The organism is Bacillus sp. DB-2 (assembly GCF_003315125.1).
In the GTDB taxonomy this organism is placed as follows: Bacteria; Bacillota; Bacilli; order Bacillales; family Bacillaceae_G; genus Bacillus_A; species Bacillus_A mycoides.
This window is the reverse complement of the sequence record NZ_QNRN01000017.1, coordinates 81,965-97,294: the sequence shown is the minus strand read 5'-3', so window position 1 is coordinate 97,294 and position 15,330 is coordinate 81,965. Positions and strand designations below refer to the sequence as shown.

Annotated in this window: 13 protein-coding genes; 7 read left to right on the top strand and 6 right to left on the bottom strand. The window is 35.9% G+C overall.

The window, feature by feature from the left end; all coding sequences use genetic code 11:
• Positions 1–179: 179 nt before the first annotated feature.
• From DET63_RS25120 to DET63_RS31095, 7 genes are all read left to right on the top strand, one after another.
• A complete protein-coding gene (locus tag DET63_RS25120) occupies positions 180–1,280 on the top strand; it encodes an amidohydrolase/deacetylase family metallohydrolase (RefSeq protein WP_113938197.1) in 1,101 nt (366 codons plus the stop codon).
• A complete protein-coding gene (locus DET63_RS25115) occupies positions 1,258–2,361 on the top strand; it encodes a DgaE family pyridoxal phosphate-dependent ammonia lyase (RefSeq protein WP_113938196.1) in 1,104 nt (367 codons plus the stop codon). The genes DET63_RS25120 and DET63_RS25115 overlap by 23 nt, the downstream gene beginning before the upstream one ends.
• 1 nt (position 2,362) lies before the next feature.
• Complete coding sequence (gene dagF / locus DET63_RS25110; RefSeq protein ID WP_113938195.1) at positions 2,363–3,118, top strand: 2-dehydro-3-deoxy-phosphogluconate aldolase; 756 nt, start codon at positions 2,363–2,365, stop codon at positions 3,116–3,118.
• Positions 3,111–4,127 carry a sugar kinase gene (locus tag DET63_RS25105; protein ID WP_113938194.1) on the top strand — a complete coding sequence of 339 codons (1,017 nt, stop codon included), beginning with the start codon at positions 3,111–3,113 and terminating at the stop codon, positions 4,125–4,127. Before dagF ends, DET63_RS25105 begins: the two co-directional genes overlap by 8 nt.
• Positions 4,127–4,852 carry a GntR family transcriptional regulator gene (locus DET63_RS25100; protein ID WP_002015828.1) on the top strand — a complete coding sequence of 242 codons (726 nt, stop codon included), beginning with the start codon at positions 4,127–4,129 and terminating at the stop codon, positions 4,850–4,852. The genes DET63_RS25105 and DET63_RS25100 overlap by 1 nt, the downstream gene beginning before the upstream one ends.
• Positions 4,853–4,917: 65 nt before the next feature.
• Entirely contained in the window at positions 4,918–6,243 is a 1,326-nt protein-coding gene (gntP, locus tag DET63_RS25095; protein ID WP_002143553.1) for a gluconate permease GntP, read from the top strand.
• A gap of 179 nt (positions 6,244–6,422) precedes the next feature.
• Entirely contained in the window at positions 6,423–6,641 is a 219-nt protein-coding gene (locus DET63_RS31095) for a YjcZ family sporulation protein (RefSeq protein ID WP_016127572.1), read from the top strand.
• A gap of 54 nt (positions 6,642–6,695) precedes the next feature.
• Here DET63_RS31095 and DET63_RS25085 read toward each other — a convergent pair whose 3' ends face one another.
• From DET63_RS25085 to DET63_RS25060, 6 genes are all read right to left on the bottom strand, one after another.
• Positions 6,696–8,669, bottom strand: coding sequence for an FtsX-like permease family protein (locus DET63_RS25085; protein WP_113938193.1), 1,974 nt, complete (start codon positions 8,667–8,669; stop codon positions 6,696–6,698).
• On the bottom strand, positions 8,666–9,418 hold the full coding sequence (locus tag DET63_RS25080) for an ABC transporter ATP-binding protein (protein ID WP_002164884.1): 753 nt from the start codon (positions 9,416–9,418) through the stop codon (positions 8,666–8,668). The genes DET63_RS25085 and DET63_RS25080 overlap by 4 nt, the downstream gene beginning before the upstream one ends.
• A 19-nt stretch (positions 9,419–9,437) precedes the next feature.
• On the bottom strand, positions 9,438–11,396 hold the full coding sequence (locus tag DET63_RS25075; protein WP_016127570.1) for an FtsX-like permease family protein: 1,959 nt from the start codon (positions 11,394–11,396) through the stop codon (positions 9,438–9,440).
• Positions 11,397–11,475: 79 nt separating this feature from the next.
• Complete coding sequence (locus DET63_RS25070) at positions 11,476–13,446, bottom strand: FtsX-like permease family protein (protein WP_113938192.1); 1,971 nt, start codon at positions 13,444–13,446, stop codon at positions 11,476–11,478.
• A gap of 94 nt (positions 13,447–13,540) precedes the next feature.
• Positions 13,541–14,563 carry a sensor histidine kinase gene (locus DET63_RS25065; RefSeq protein WP_002015836.1) on the bottom strand — a complete coding sequence of 341 codons (1,023 nt, stop codon included), beginning with the start codon at positions 14,561–14,563 and terminating at the stop codon, positions 13,541–13,543.
• Positions 14,564–14,565: 2 nt separating this feature from the next.
• Complete coding sequence (locus DET63_RS25060) at positions 14,566–15,261, bottom strand: response regulator transcription factor (RefSeq protein ID WP_000276730.1); 696 nt, start codon at positions 15,259–15,261, stop codon at positions 14,566–14,568.
• Positions 15,262–15,330: the final 69 nt, after the last annotated feature.

Below are 15,330 nucleotides of genomic sequence, written 5' to 3'. Positions count from 1 at the left end.
TATAATTTCCTGTACTATCAACATTTTGTGGATTGTTTTTTTATTTACCATTAAACATTATAACGTTATATTTACTTTTCTTTTTTTTCGTGATACTCTAAATATGTGAAAGAGATATAAAATGAAATTTTAATGTAAGCGTATTCTTATGGCTTCTTATAGAAAAGGGTGGAAATACAATGACAGAACGATTCGTGCTACGTAATGTGAAGCGTGTGAACGGGGAAGAGATTGACATTGTAGTTGAAAATAATAAAATCGGACAGGTGACGAAAGCTGGTTTTGGCGAGGGCGAAAAGGTTCTTGATTACTCAGGTACTTACGTATCGAGTGGATGGATTGATTTGCACGTTCATGCTTTTCCAGAGTTTGATCCGTATGGCGATGAGGTAGATGAAATTGGCGTTAAGCAAGGGGTAACGACAATTGTTGATGCGGGAAGCTGCGGAGCTGATCGTATCGCAGATTTAGTACAAAGTAGAGAACAGGCAAAAACGAATTTATTTGCCTTTTTAAATATTTCTCGCATCGGTTTGAAACGAATTGATGAATTATCCAATATGGAATGGATAGATAAAGAGAAAGTAATAGATGCAGTAGAAAAGTATAAAGATGTAATCGTTGGATTAAAGGCGAGAATGAGTAAAAGTGTCGTTTGTGATAGCGGAATTGAACCGCTGCACGTAGCGCGTTCTTTATCTCGTGAAACATCATTACCGATTATGGTACATATCGGTTCAGCTCCTCCGCGTATAGAGGAAGTTGTACCTCTTTTAGAAAAAGATGATGTCATTACACATTACTTAAACGGGAAAGAAAATAATTTATTTGATGAAGAAGGAAAACCGATATCTGTTTTATTAGATGCAGTGAAACGCGGTGTTCATTTAGATGTTGGGCATGGTAATGCTAGTTTTTCTTTTAAAGTAGCAGAGGCAGCGAAGCGTTACGGCATTGCCCTTAATACAATTAGTACAGATATTTACCGGAAGAATCGTATACACGGTCCAGCTTACAGTATGGCTAACGTTCTTTCGAAATTCCTTTACCTAGGTTATCCGCTAGAAGAAGTAATTGATGCAGTTACGAAAAATGCGGCAGAGTGGCTGAAAAAACCAGAGCTTGGTCGTATTCAAGAAGGCGATATTGCAAACTTAACTTTATTTACGGTGAAAGATGAACCGATTACGTTAATTGATTCAGAAGGGGATCAGCGCATTGCTGAAATAAGAATTGATACGAAAGGGGTTGTAATCAATGGGACATTCATTGAATGCTAAGTACGGATTAAAAAGAGTTATTAATGCGAGCGGTAGAATGAGTATTTTAGGTGTATCCGCTCCTACAGATACAGTTATGGATGCGATGAAACATGGTGGACAAAATTATGTAGAAATTGCTGATTTAGTAGATAAAGCGGGAGACCATATTGCGAGAATTCTAGATTCAGAGGCAGCAGTTGTTGTAAATTCAGCATCAAGCGGAATTGCACTTTCTATCGCTGGTATCGTTACAGAAGGAAATCGCCGTAAAAGTGAAAGACTTCATCAAGAAGTAATCGCGAAAAACGAAGTGATTATGTTAAAAGGTCATAACGTTCAATACGGTGCTCCTGTTGAAACGATGATTTATTTAGGCGGCGGTAAGCTCGTTGAAGTAGGTTACGCAAATGAAGGGAAAGCGGAGCATATTGAAGATGCAATTGGCGAAAATACAGCAGCTATTCTTTATGTGAAATCGCATCATGCAGTGCAAAAAAATATGATTTCTGTTGAAGAAGCGTGGGAAGTAGCGCAGCGAAATAATGTACCACTTATCGTTGATGCAGCAGCAGAAGAAGATATTCAAAAATATGTGAAGTATTCAGACCTAGCCATTTATAGCGGTTCAAAGGCAATTGAAGGACCTACTTCTGGTATTGTCGGCGGGAAACGAAAATATATCGAGTGGCTGAAAGTGCAATTACATTGCAGCGGTAGAAGTATGAAAGTTGGGAAAGAAACAACTTTCGGTTTACTTCAAGCGCTTGATGAGTACGGAGTAAAAGAAGATAAGAGTGAGCAAGAAAAAGAGTTGTTACAAGTGCTTATGCCGCTGAAAGAGTTAAACGGTGTAAATGTAACAATCGTTCAAGATGAAGCTGGAAGAGCAATTTTTAGAGCGCGTATTCATATTAACGAGAACGAATTAAATAAAACTGCAAAAGATGTTGTGACCGTGTTACGCGAAGGGGAAATCGCCATTTACACACGTGATTACGGAGTAAGACAAGGGTTCTTTGATATTGATCCACGTCCACTTCAAGGCGATGACATACATGTGATTGAAGAAAAAATGAGAGAAATTGTAGGGGGAAACTAAGATGACAAACATTCAAAAACGTTTTTATAAAGGCCGCGTAGCATTAAATGTATTAGCGAACAATATCCGAAATGCGAAAGACATTTTTGAAGCAGCAGAAGGTTATGTAGTAGTCGGTGTGTTATCAAAAGACTATCCGACAGTAGAAGAAGCAGTAACTGCAATGAAAGCATACGGAAAAGAAATTGATGACGCTGTATCAATTGGACTTGGAGCAGGAGATAATCGCCAAGCGGCAGTTGTAGCTGAAATTGCGAAGCATTATCCTGGTAGTCATATTAACCAAGTGTTCCCTTCAGTTGGAGCGACGCGCGCAAATCTTGGCGGAAAAGGTAGCTGGATTAATAGTTTAGTATCACCTACAGGAAAAGTAGGGTACGTAAATATTTCTACTGGTCCAATTAGTGCAGCTGGAGAAGAGAAAGCAATAGTTCCAATTAAAACAGCTATCGCACTTGTACGTGATATGGGCGGGAATTCATTGAAATACTTCCCAATGAAAGGTTTAGCGCATGAAGAAGAATATCGCGCTGTTGCGAAAGCATGTGCGGAAGAAGGATTTGCATTAGAGCCAACAGGCGGAATTGATAAAGAAAACTTTGAAACAATTGTACGTATTGCATTAGAAGCAAACGTAGAGCAAGTTATCCCGCACGTGTACTCTTCTATTATTGATAAAGAAACTGGTAATACGAAAACAGAAGATGTTCGTGAATTACTAGCGGTCGTGAAGAAGTTAGTTGATCAATATGCGTAAGAAAATTGCAGCATTCGGTGAAGTTATGATGCGCCTGCAAGTGCCAGGGTATGAATTGCTATCGCAAGCAAACACATTAAATTACTCATTTTCAGGTACAGGTGTGAACGTTGCAGCAGCACTTTCTCATCTAGGGCATGAAGGTTTTCTTATTTCAACTTTACCGGAAAACTCTGTTGGGGATGCTGCGGTATCACATATTCAAAAGTTAGGCATTCAGGCACCGCTTGTTTCAAGAGGCGGTAAATATGTGGGCATGTACTTTTTGGAAAATGGATTTGGCGCACGCGCAAGCCGCGTTACGTATTCTAACCGATTAGAAAGTAGTTTCAATACGGCATGTGAAGAGATGTACCAATTTGAAGAAATCGCAAAAGAAATTGATATCGTTCATTTTTGCGGGATTACCCTTGCTATGAATGATACTGTGCGCCATCATATGAAATCTTTGGCGAAGGCAGTTAAAGAAAATGGAGGCACTGTCGTTTTCGATTGCAACTATCGTCCATCGCTTTGGGGAGAAGATGGGTATGAACAGGCGAAACCTCATTATGAAGAAATGCTAGGCCTTGCCGATATTGTAATGATGAATGAAAAAGATGCGATGTTTGTTCTCGGAATGAAAACGGAAGAGACGGAGCGAGAAGCACAGCTTGTTGATCTTATTCCAAAAGTCGCTGAAATATATAATATCGCTACAATTGCTGGGACACATCGTTCTATTAATAGCGATAATACACACTCACTTCGCGGATTCATATGTAAAGATGGGACGTTCACTTTTGCCAAAACACTTACGTTTTCTGTATATGATAGAATAGGTGCTGGAGATGCTTATACGAGCGGAATTATTCATGGCGAGATAGAAGAGTTTGCACCAGAGAAAGCTGTTTCATTTGCGTCAGCAGCTGGAATGCTTGCACATACAATCGTCGGTGATACGCCAATGTCATCAGAGAAAGATATACTCCGGGCAATGACGGCATCAGTAGGTGATATAGAAAGGTAGTGGGTGTAACGGTGAACGTAACGAGAAAAAGAGGTCCATTATATTTACAAATTAAAAATATTATTCGTGATCGAATATTACATGGTGTTTATGCCATTCATACAAATATTCCTTCTGAACCACAATTAGAAGAAGAGTTCAAAGTGAGTAAAATTACAGTGCGAAACGCAATTAAAGAACTCGTTCAAGAAGGATATTTAGAAAAGAAAAGTGGTAAAGGAACGAAAGTCATTCGAAATACTTCTGCGACAAAGCTTTCAAAGGGAAAGAAATTTACAGAAGTGTTAGTGGAAGAAGGCTATAAAGTACAAAAGAAATTGCTAAAGGCAGAAGTGGTTCATAATGAAGAAGGAACAGTACCATTTCGTTTATTTGGTAAAGAGAGTTTTCGTATTGAGCGCCTATATGCTTTAAATGATACTCCGTACATTCATTATACGCACTATTTCTCAGCACAAATGGCAAGTACAGACTTAGCGGACTTTGACTTACAATCGCTTTATGATCTAGTCGAGGACCGTGGTATACATTTAGAAAACTTCAGAGATGAATTCGCTGTTGGATTTGCGCCTAATTTCGTTGCAGAAGCGTTAGGAGAAAAAGAGGGAACAGCGTTATTAAAACGTATGCGCTATTCTTACGATGAAGTTGGCGAAGTAATTGAATATAGTGAAGGCTACTACAATACGGAAATGCAGCATTACGTTGTAAATTATGATGTGTAAAAAATGAAGAGGGACCAATTCCCTCTTTTTTTGTAAAAAAATTTCATATCGAAGGGGAATGGGATATGGATATATACTTATTAATCGTCACGTTAATTGCGATCGCAATTGTTATTTTAGGGGTATCATGGTGGAAATGGCATGCGTTTATTAGTCTAACAGTTGCTAGTCTATTTTTAGCTATTATGTCTGGGTTGAACTTGACCAAAATTGTTACTGCCTATGAAACTGGTGTTGGTAGTGTACTAGGGCATTTAGTTGGTATTTTGGCTCTCGGAACAATTTTAGGGAAAATGATGTCTGATTCAGGGGCTGGCATGCAAGTAGCAGATTTCTTCATTCGATTCTTCGGGGTGAAAAAATTACCTTGGGCTATGTTATTCGCCGGATTTGTTATAGGGATTCCAGTGTTTTTTGAAGTGGGAATCGTCATTTTATTACCACTTGTTATTTCAATTCGAAAAACAACGAAACAAAATATATTGTTAATTGCTTTACCTGTTATTGCTGGATTATCGATTGTACATGGGCTAGTGCCGCCGCATCCAGGTGCGATGACAGCAATCGGGATTTATAACGCGAATTTAGGAAAGGTACTATTGTATTCATTAATTATCGCGTTACCAACAGCAATTATCGCAGGACCGGTATTTGCAAAGTGGGTACATAAGAGGGTTATACCTGAAAATGAACCGGAGCTTGTTCGAGTTACGACAGTATCTACTGATTTGCCAAGTCGTAAAGCTTCATTCTTTATCATTTTATTACCAGTAGTTTTAATGATTTTATCAGTAGTCGCACCATATATTTCATTACCGAAAAAAATAACTGAATTTTTAGTATTTGTAGGAAGTCCGGTAATCGCTTTACTTATTTCATGTTTCGCAGCGTTTTATTTGCTTGGTATAAAACAAGGAATTAATAAAAAGATGATTAAAAAATTAACAGATGAAAGTTTACTACCTGTCGGTTCCATTATTTTAATAATTGGTGCAGGCGGTGGATTTAAACAAATATTAATTGAAAGCGGCGTTGGAACAGCCATCGCTCAAATGGCAGAACATATTTCATTATCACCAATCGTCTTAGCGTTCATGGTAGCGGGATTAATCCGAATTGCAACAGGTTCAGCTACTGTAGCATTAACGACAGCAGCTGGAATTGTTTCACCGGTTATTCAGCACATGTCTGGTGTAAATTTAGAATTACTCGTTATTGCAACCGGTGCAGGTTCATTAATGTTTTCTCACGTAAATGATGCAGGATTCTGGCTTGTAAAAGAGTATTTAGGTTTGACAGTAAAAGAAACGTTTAAAACGTGGACGGTGCTGGAGACATTGTTATCATTTATTGCATTCGGCTTTGCGCTTTTACTTAATATGTTTGTTTAGAAGAAGGGGGTGCCTATTTAAAGGTATCCTCTTTTTGTGTTGGGGCTCTTTTCATGAAACAAGCCCGTTTTTAGGAGTGCCAAGCTTCCGATTTGCCCTGAAAACATAATATAAATGGAATCCCCTCATTTAGAGCAAGAAGAACTTGTTATGAATGATACTAAAGGAGGAATAGAATAATGGGCGAAAAGTGTGAACACAGACATGATGATTGCGACCGCAGATGTGATGATTTCGATCGCAGACGTGGCTGCGGAGGCGGTTTTGCGCTTCTAATCGTATTGTTTATTTTATTAATCATTATCGGTGCTAGCTGCTTCGGCGGAGGCGGCGGTTATGGTGGCGGTTATGGTGGTTACGGCGGTTATGGCGGCGGCTATGGTGGATATTGCTGCTAATTATTTAAAAACTATTGAAAATGGCCTTGTGCAATATGCACAAGGCCATTTTATTCATATTTTTATATGCTGTGATAATTTACTAATGTACAGAGAACGGATTAAGAAGAAGAAAATGATCTCGATAATCCCGAACAACGTAAGTATAATGATTAATTCTTTTAATAAAGAGAAAGAAAACATGCTTTGTAAAAACTTAATCGCAAATATTGTATGAATACCAGCAACTATATAAGGAATGAAAAATAAAATTCCTAACTGAATCGTTGCAGAACGAAACATTTCCGATTCTGTTAAGCCGAGTTTTGTAATCGTAATGTACTTTTGTTTTTCAGTCGTTAAGTCGTTATACATACGGAAGTATAAAACGCTAGCTGCTCCGATAAAGAAAATAAAGCCGAGAAATGCCCAAATAAAGAAATTAGCAATTGCATCTTCTTTACCGTGAACTAGTTCATCAGTAGCCGTATATATGTAGAAAGGAACTTGCGCTTTCTTTTCTTTATGTTTTTCGTAGAACTCACGTGCATCATCACCAATAGCACGTAACATATTTTTTGTTGGAACCATTGCATTTTCCCAGTTTTCTACGAAGTAGTTATAGATTACGGTCGTTTCAATATGAGGAATCATATTGTCAAAAACATAATCTTGTACAACAATTAAATGGGGGAATGCAAAGGATGGTTCTATCCCTTTATTAATAAATCCTTTAATATGAAATTCTTTTTTATTAGATCCGATTGCAATTGTATCTTGTTTTGCAAATGGATTTGATACAAGATTTAAGAGCGCTGGTGAATGACGAGAAATAATATAAACTTGTGTAGAATCAAGAGCTATTTCTGGTCTCTGTAATTGCTTAGCAATCGAGTTATAATCACTCATTTTCATAAGCGCAATCTCTTCTTTTAAAGCTGTATCTTTTAAAACTGTAAACTTATACTTATTGTATTGAAAATTAGCATTTGTAAGCTCAGTTTCAATTGTAGTAATGTGCTTTTGTTCTAGGGAATTTTCACCTTCTGATGTATACGTAAAGGGGACAGGATATCGCTCTAATACCGATGCCTTTGTATTGTTATTAGCAGCAAACAGCCCAATAATAATTGTAAATGCAAGTGCAGACAACATAGAAACGATAAAAAGTACATTAATATTACTACGAGTACGAGCAACTAAATCTGAAATCCATAACATATTTATTTGTTTCATATAAAACTTTCTTCTTTTTTTAAAAATGAAGATGAAGAGAAGAAATGTTTGTGAAAAGAAAAAATATGTCCCGATTACTACGAGTGGCAAAATAGATAATATGATAAAGAATACAGATCCATTTTGTACATTTTTTTCCGTTACATAGCCTTGCGGATAACCAGCAATATAATAGCATAGTCCTAAACAAATTAAGGCAAACAACGAGATTATTATTGATGGTCTTTTTTCTTCCGTTTCTTTTTTAGTAACTTTAATTAGTCGAATTGTTTTACGAGTACGAATGAACATCGGTGTAAATGTAGAAACGATGAAAAATAAAATAATAAAAGTTAATGTTGTAACGATAATTGCCTTTGTAGGCCAATATAAGTAGAGGCCTTTCGCACCTGTTAATTTAGAAGTAACTAGTAAGAAAAAGTTAGAAAACACAAGCCCGCCTTGTATACCAACAAAAATAGCCAGTATTCCAATTATCATATTTTCAGTAAATAAAAGTCGCTTTAATTGTTTTTTTGATATACCAAGAACGGTTAATACCCCGAATTGTTGCTTCCTTACATTTAAAAATGTTCCAAGTGAATAAAGCAGGAAGAAGAATGAGAACAAGACAATGACAAACTGTGCTGAACCAGCTAAGTTCATCAGGGTATCTCGTTCTTGATAGCTCTGAACATTTTGTAGGCGCGGATGATAGGTATAAACAGCAAATGAAAAGAAAACCATGATAGAAAAAGCGCTACTTACAAAGTAGGCGAAATATGCTTTAGAATTACGAGAGACATTTTTAAATGCGAATTGCCAAAATGTCATCCACGTCTTCCTCCTAGTAATGCTAGGACATCTAATATTTCTTGATAAAATTTCTCGCGATATAATCCGCGGTGTAGTTCATTGTAAAGCCCACCATCTTTAATGAAAATAACACGGTTACAATAACTAGCTGCAAAAGGATCGTGCGTAACCATTAAAATTGTTGCATCTTCTTCTTTATTTAACTTCGTAAATAGTTCCATTACATCGATAGCTGCTTTTGAGTCCAAGTTTCCTGTCGGTTCATCAGCTAGTAAAAGAGAAGGGTTATGAATAACGGCACGTGCTACTGCAGTACGCTGTGCTTGTCCTCCAGAAACTTCAAAAATACGTTTGTCCAAAATATGATCAATTCCAAGCTTTTTTGAAATGTTATCGAGTTTTTCGTCCATTTCTTTTAAAGGAACATTATCTAGGGTTAAAGGTAATACGATATTTTCACCAATTGTTAGTGTATCTAATAAGTTAAAGTTCTGGAAAACAAAACCTAACTCTTGGCGGCGGAAAATAGCTAACTTTTCTCTACGGAATGTATGCGGTTGTTTTCCGTTAATAACGACTTCTCCAGAAGTAGGTGAATCGATAGTCGAAATAACGTTTAAAAATGTGGATTTCCCACTTCCGGATGGTCCCATAATCGCAACGAATTCACCTTTATCTACGTGTAAATTTATATTTTTTAAAGCAGTATGAGGGACTTTTCCTTCATACACTTTTGAGACGTTTTTTATGTGTAATACCTCTTCCATAATAATCACCTTTCTATTATTAAAACTTAATATGTTGTGATAACTTTTGCATATAAAAGGAACGAATTAAAAGGAAAAAGAGAATTTCAACCGTTCCAAAAATCATAAGCACGACTGTAATTTCAGCGAAGAACGAGAGATTTAATACATCTTGTAGCATCTTTGTCGCAAACATCGTATGGATGGATGCCATAATGTAAGGGACGAAGAATAAAATAGCAAGTTGGATTGTAGCAGATTGCTTCATCTCAGTTTCTGTTAAACCAATTTTTGTAATCGTTATATATTTTTCTTGCTCATTTGTTAAATCTGTATACATTCGGAAGTAAAGAACACTGCCAGCACCAATAAAGAAAATAACGCCAAGGAAAGTTCCGATTAAGAAAAAGGAAGCAACATTTAGTTTCTTGTTGTATAAAGAGTCACTTGCTTCACTTGCGTGGAACGGTGGATGTTCTGCTTGAATCGCCGCATTGTCGTTAGCGATTTTTGTTATAAATGCTGAACCAATATTATATGCTTTTTCCCAATCCATAACTTTGAAGCTATATACACTCATTTGTTTCGAAATAGATGATAATGCTTCTACATTTTCATCAGATAGTACGATTAATTGAGGTACTAAACCAATTGGGAACGGGCTATAACTTGTATAGTCTTTAACCTGCAATGGTAAAGAGTTTTGAGTAAGTGTAAGAGTGTTTTTCTTTTCCTTATTATGAAGCGTTCCAATGACTTGAGCATCTAAATCTTTAATTAATATATAAGACTCGTCTTTATTCACTGTGAGAGTTTCCCAATTTAACGCCTTAGCCAGTATATTATAGTCACTTTGTTTAATTGCATAATAGAGCTGCGGGCTTTCTTCCGCCGAAGATACTTCATATATATCCGTTTTAAATTTCTTATAAGTAAAATGCTCTTCGTTAAATTTTTGTTCTAACCAATTTAAATGTTCATCAGCTAACGTATTTTCAGTATGTGATAAATAAGTAAACGGGAAAGGGTTTTGCCTTATTTCATCAAACTTTGTGAATTTCCCAAACCCATATAAGAATGTAATCATTGTGAAAGCGAGTGTCGATAACATCGTCACAATAAAGAGCATGTTAATATTCGTCCGAATACGGGTTGCTAAATCAGAAATCCAAAGCATATTAATACGTTTCATATAAAATTTTCTTCTCGTCTTTAATATGCGAATGAGTAAGAAGCTAATTTGTGAGAAGAAAAAATATGTCCCAGCTGCAGCAAGTGATGGGATGACAAATATACAGGAGGCAGCGTACAAAAGCCCAGCGATATCTCCTAGTGAAATAAAATATAGCGGGTTTGCTGCTAAAACATATCCAGATATTAAACATATCGCACCAAAGAGAGAGATGAGTACAGATGCTTTTCTTTCTTTTTGTTTTGTTCCTTCTTTTAAAAGACGTACAGCTTTTCTCGTACGGATTAGCATCGGTGTAAAAGATGATACGAGAATGAAGAGTCCAAGAAAGATAATTATAGTTAAAATGATAGCACCTGTAGGCCACCAATATAAATATAAACCAGGCACATGCGTAATTTTGGCGGTAACTAATAAAAAGAACTGTGAAAAGACAAGGCCAAATTGAATGCCGAAAAATATGGATAGGCCACCAATTAACATGTTTTCTAGAAATACAAGCCTCTTTAACTGCTTTGGAGATATGCCAAGTACTGTTAAAATCCCGAACTGTTTTTTTCGTACTTTTAAGAAAGTACCGATTGAATATAGTAAAAAGAAAAATGAAAAGAATACAATGACAACTTCTGAGATTGTCATTAATATGTTCAGAGCAGCATTCACGCCTGTCATATGCAATTTAGGATGAAATAAATAAACTGCAAACGAGAAGAAAATTGCAATGGAAAACGCACTGCTTACAAAATAGGCGAAATAAGCTCTGGCGTTCCTTGTTACGTTTTTAAAGGCAAACTGCCAAAATGTCATTCACCTAAACCTCCTAATAGAGTGAAGAAGAAAAGGATATAAGAGATACCCTTTTCCTGTACTAATATATTCATAAAACTTAACCATTCGTATACTCTGATAACTTTTGCATGTAAAAGGAACGAATGAATAAGAAAAAGACGATTTCAACTATGCCAAAAATAATAAGAACGGCTGAAATTTCTTTGAATAGTGATAAATCAATTACATCTTGAAGCATTTTTGTTGCGAACATTGTATGAATGGATGCCATAACATATGGAACGAAAAATAAAATGCTAAGTTGAATGGTTGCAGATCGTTTCATCTCTGCATTTGTTACACCAATTTTTGAAATTGCTACATATTTTTCTTGTTCGTTTGTTAAATCTGTATACATTCTGAAGTAAAGAACGCTACCTGCTCCAATAAAGAAAATGACACCTAAGAATGTCCCGATTAGGAAGTATGCAGCACTTCCTGATGTGATTCTATATAATGAGTCTGCTGATTCATAGGGGCGGATAAGGGGGCCTTCGTATTGGAATTCCTGTCGATCTTTTTGTATTTTTTTCATAAAATCATTAGCAATTTTATACGTCTTTTCCCAATTTTGTACGTTATAATTGTACGCTGATATATGCTTTGTTGTACTTGGTAAGTTGTTTACAACAACATCAGGTAAAATTAAAGTTTGATATGAAAAGTTAGATGGAATGGCCCCTGCTTGTTCATAGCCCTTTACTTGTAATATCGTATTTGTGCTAGAAAGTGTAATGGATTTTCTATTGAAGCTTGGCTCAAATTGGCTAAATAAGGTGAAATAAGCGCTATCGCTTAAGACATATGCTTCGTTATCGCTCATGAATAGTTGTTTCATTCGTAGGGAAGCTGCAAGTTTATTATAGTCACTTTGTTTCATTGCATAGACGTCATTGTAAGCCGTTATACCTTCATCTTCTTTCAGTGGTGTTTCATATAAATCAGCTTCTATCTTTTTATAAGAGAAATTTTCTTTTTGTAACTGCTGTTCAAGCCAAGTTAAATGCTTGTTAGCAAAAGGATTTGCGTCATATGAAAAATAAGAAAATGGAAAAGGTGTACTTCTCGTAACATCTAGCTTTGTAAACTTTCCAAATCCATATAGAAATGTAATCATTGTGAAGGCTATTGTAGATAGCATCGCTACAATAAAAAGCATATTGATATTCGTGCGAATACGACTTGCTAAATCCGAAATCCAAAGCATATTAATACGTTTCATATAAAAATTTCTTCTTTTCTTTAAAATATAAATAAGTAAGAAACTAATTTGAGAAAAGAAAAAATATGTCCCAATTGTAACAAGTGCTGGAATCACAAAAATACTTGAAACCATATATATAACGCCTACTTGCGGGTTTATTGAGAAAAAATATTTAGGGTTTACAGCTAAAATATAACCACCTAATAAACAGATAGCACCAAATAGAGAAATGGATATGGATGGTTTTCTTTCTTTTTGTTTTACATTGTTTGTTTTTAAAAGGTGCACTGCTTTTTTTGTTCGAATAAGCATTGGTGTGAATGCAGATACAGCGATAAAGAGACCAAGAAACACAATCGTTGTTAAAATGAAAGCATTCGTAGGTATATATAAATATATCCCTGGTAGGTGTGTAATTTTCGCTGTCACTAATAAGAAAAATTGTGAAAATACAAATCCAAACTGCATACCGAAAAAGATAGATAAAATACCAATTAGCATATTTTCAGTGAAAACGAGTCGATGTAATTGCTTTTTTGATATACCTAAAACAGTTAAAATCCCAAATTGCTTTTTACGAACCTTTAAAAACGATCCGATTGAATAGAGTAAAAAAAAGAACGAGAACAAAACAATAACAACTTCTGAAAAAATCATTAATCCTGAAATTTCAGAGATCATAGTGGAATTTTGTAATTTTGGATGAAACAAATAAACAGCGAATGAAAAGAAAACAGCAATGGAAAAGGAACTGCTTATAAAGTAAGCAAAATAAGCTCTTGAGTTGCGCGTTACATTTTTGAATGCGAATTGCCAAAATGTCATAATAAGTACCTCCCGATAGAAGGCTGATATGTAGTTTTATTGCAAAAAATGTATGAGAGTGAGATCTCATACATTTTGCTAGCATATGTTACGATCATGCTTCGGTCACCTTCTCCGTATTTTCTGCTTGATTATTTGCAGCGTTGTGGAAGATGATTTTAATCGTCGTTCCTTTACCAACTTCAGAGTCTAGTTTCACAGAGTGACCTAAATAATCACAAATTTTACTTACAATATAAAGTCCCATACCAGTAGATTCTCCAAATGCACGACCGTTTTTTCCAGTGTAAAAAGGTTCAAATACTCTTCGAATATCTTCTTGTGGAATACCAACGCCTTCGTCACGAACTTCCAAAATAATATCTTTACCATTGCGGTAAGCTGATAAGAAAACTTTCTTTCCGCGCTCACCAGAGTAGCGAACTGCATTTGTCATTAACTGATAAATAATGAACTTTAGCCATTTCGCATCAGAAGCAACTTTTAAATCTGAATGAACTTCTAAAACGGGGAAGACTCCGTTTCGAATGAATAGTTCTTTTAATCCGTTAATATTTTTTGTTACAGCATCTTTTAATGAAATCGTCTCAACATGGAAGTCCTCATGGAAGTTATTTAATCTTGCCATGTATAAAGCCATATCGAGCCCTTGATTTAATCGCTCTAGCTCTTTTTTGAATTTAGGGATTAAATGCTCATCTTCCATTTCAAGCACCATAAGCTGCATAACAGAAACAGGCGTTTTCATTTGATGTACCCAATGGTTAATAAATAATTGGTGTTCTTGCTGTTTTACTTCGAATGTTTGTAGGTCTTTTTGGAATAGACGATATTGCGTACGAACGAGCTCGTTTACACCGTGTGGCATAGGAGCAGTCGCTCTTTCAATAAACGCATCTTCCAGTTTCTCTGGTGGTTCACTTAATCTGTGATACATTCTACGGTTACGAACGTAACGATAAGCGAGGAAACAGATGAATAAGTATAAACTTAAAACGATGAAGTAAAACTTATTATTTTGAAATCCGTCTACTGCATCATAAAGAACGAAAATGATTCCGAAGTTTAATACATATAGTAGGAAAAATGCAAAATGATCACGTAAAAATAGTTTCATGCTTATTCACTCCAAGTTGCGTTAAAACGATACCCAAGTCCACGTACTGTTTCAATAGCATTTTCAATACCAAGCTCATTGAACTTTTTACGAAGACGCGTGATGTTTACGTTTAATGTATTTTCCTCAACGAAGCTTTCGTCGTCCCAAAGAGCGGCTAGTAAATCTTCACGACTCGCTGTACGAGGAAATTTAGATAACAACATTTCTGCTAAAATTGCTTCTTTCTTCGTTAAAAGAACTTGCTCAGCGCCGAAATGAATTTCTGGACGCTCAGGGAATAGTTTTAGTCCTTCAACTTCAACGATACGCTCAGAAATATTTGGTGCATAATCACCGTAAATACGGCGTAATTGCCCTTTAATTTTTGCCATTACAACGTCATAGTGGAACGGTTTTGTAATGTAATCATCCGCACCGCTTTCAATCGCCATAATTTGCTCCATTTCACCTGCGCGTGCCGAAATGAAAATAATTGGACAAGTAGATTCATGGCGAATTTGACGGCACCAGTAGAATCCATCGAATTTCGGTAAGTTTACATCAAGTAAAACAAGATGTGGTTTCACAGCGTTAAACGATTCCATAATATCATCGAAGTTCTCCGCAACAACAGCATCATAGCCATATTTTTGAATGTGAGATTGTAGTAATGATGAAATATTTGGATCGTCTTCAACGATTAAAATTTTATACATATGTATATTCCTCCTAAAAAAACAATTGTAGCTATAGTGTATCATGTGTTTCTCGTCTTTTCATTATGT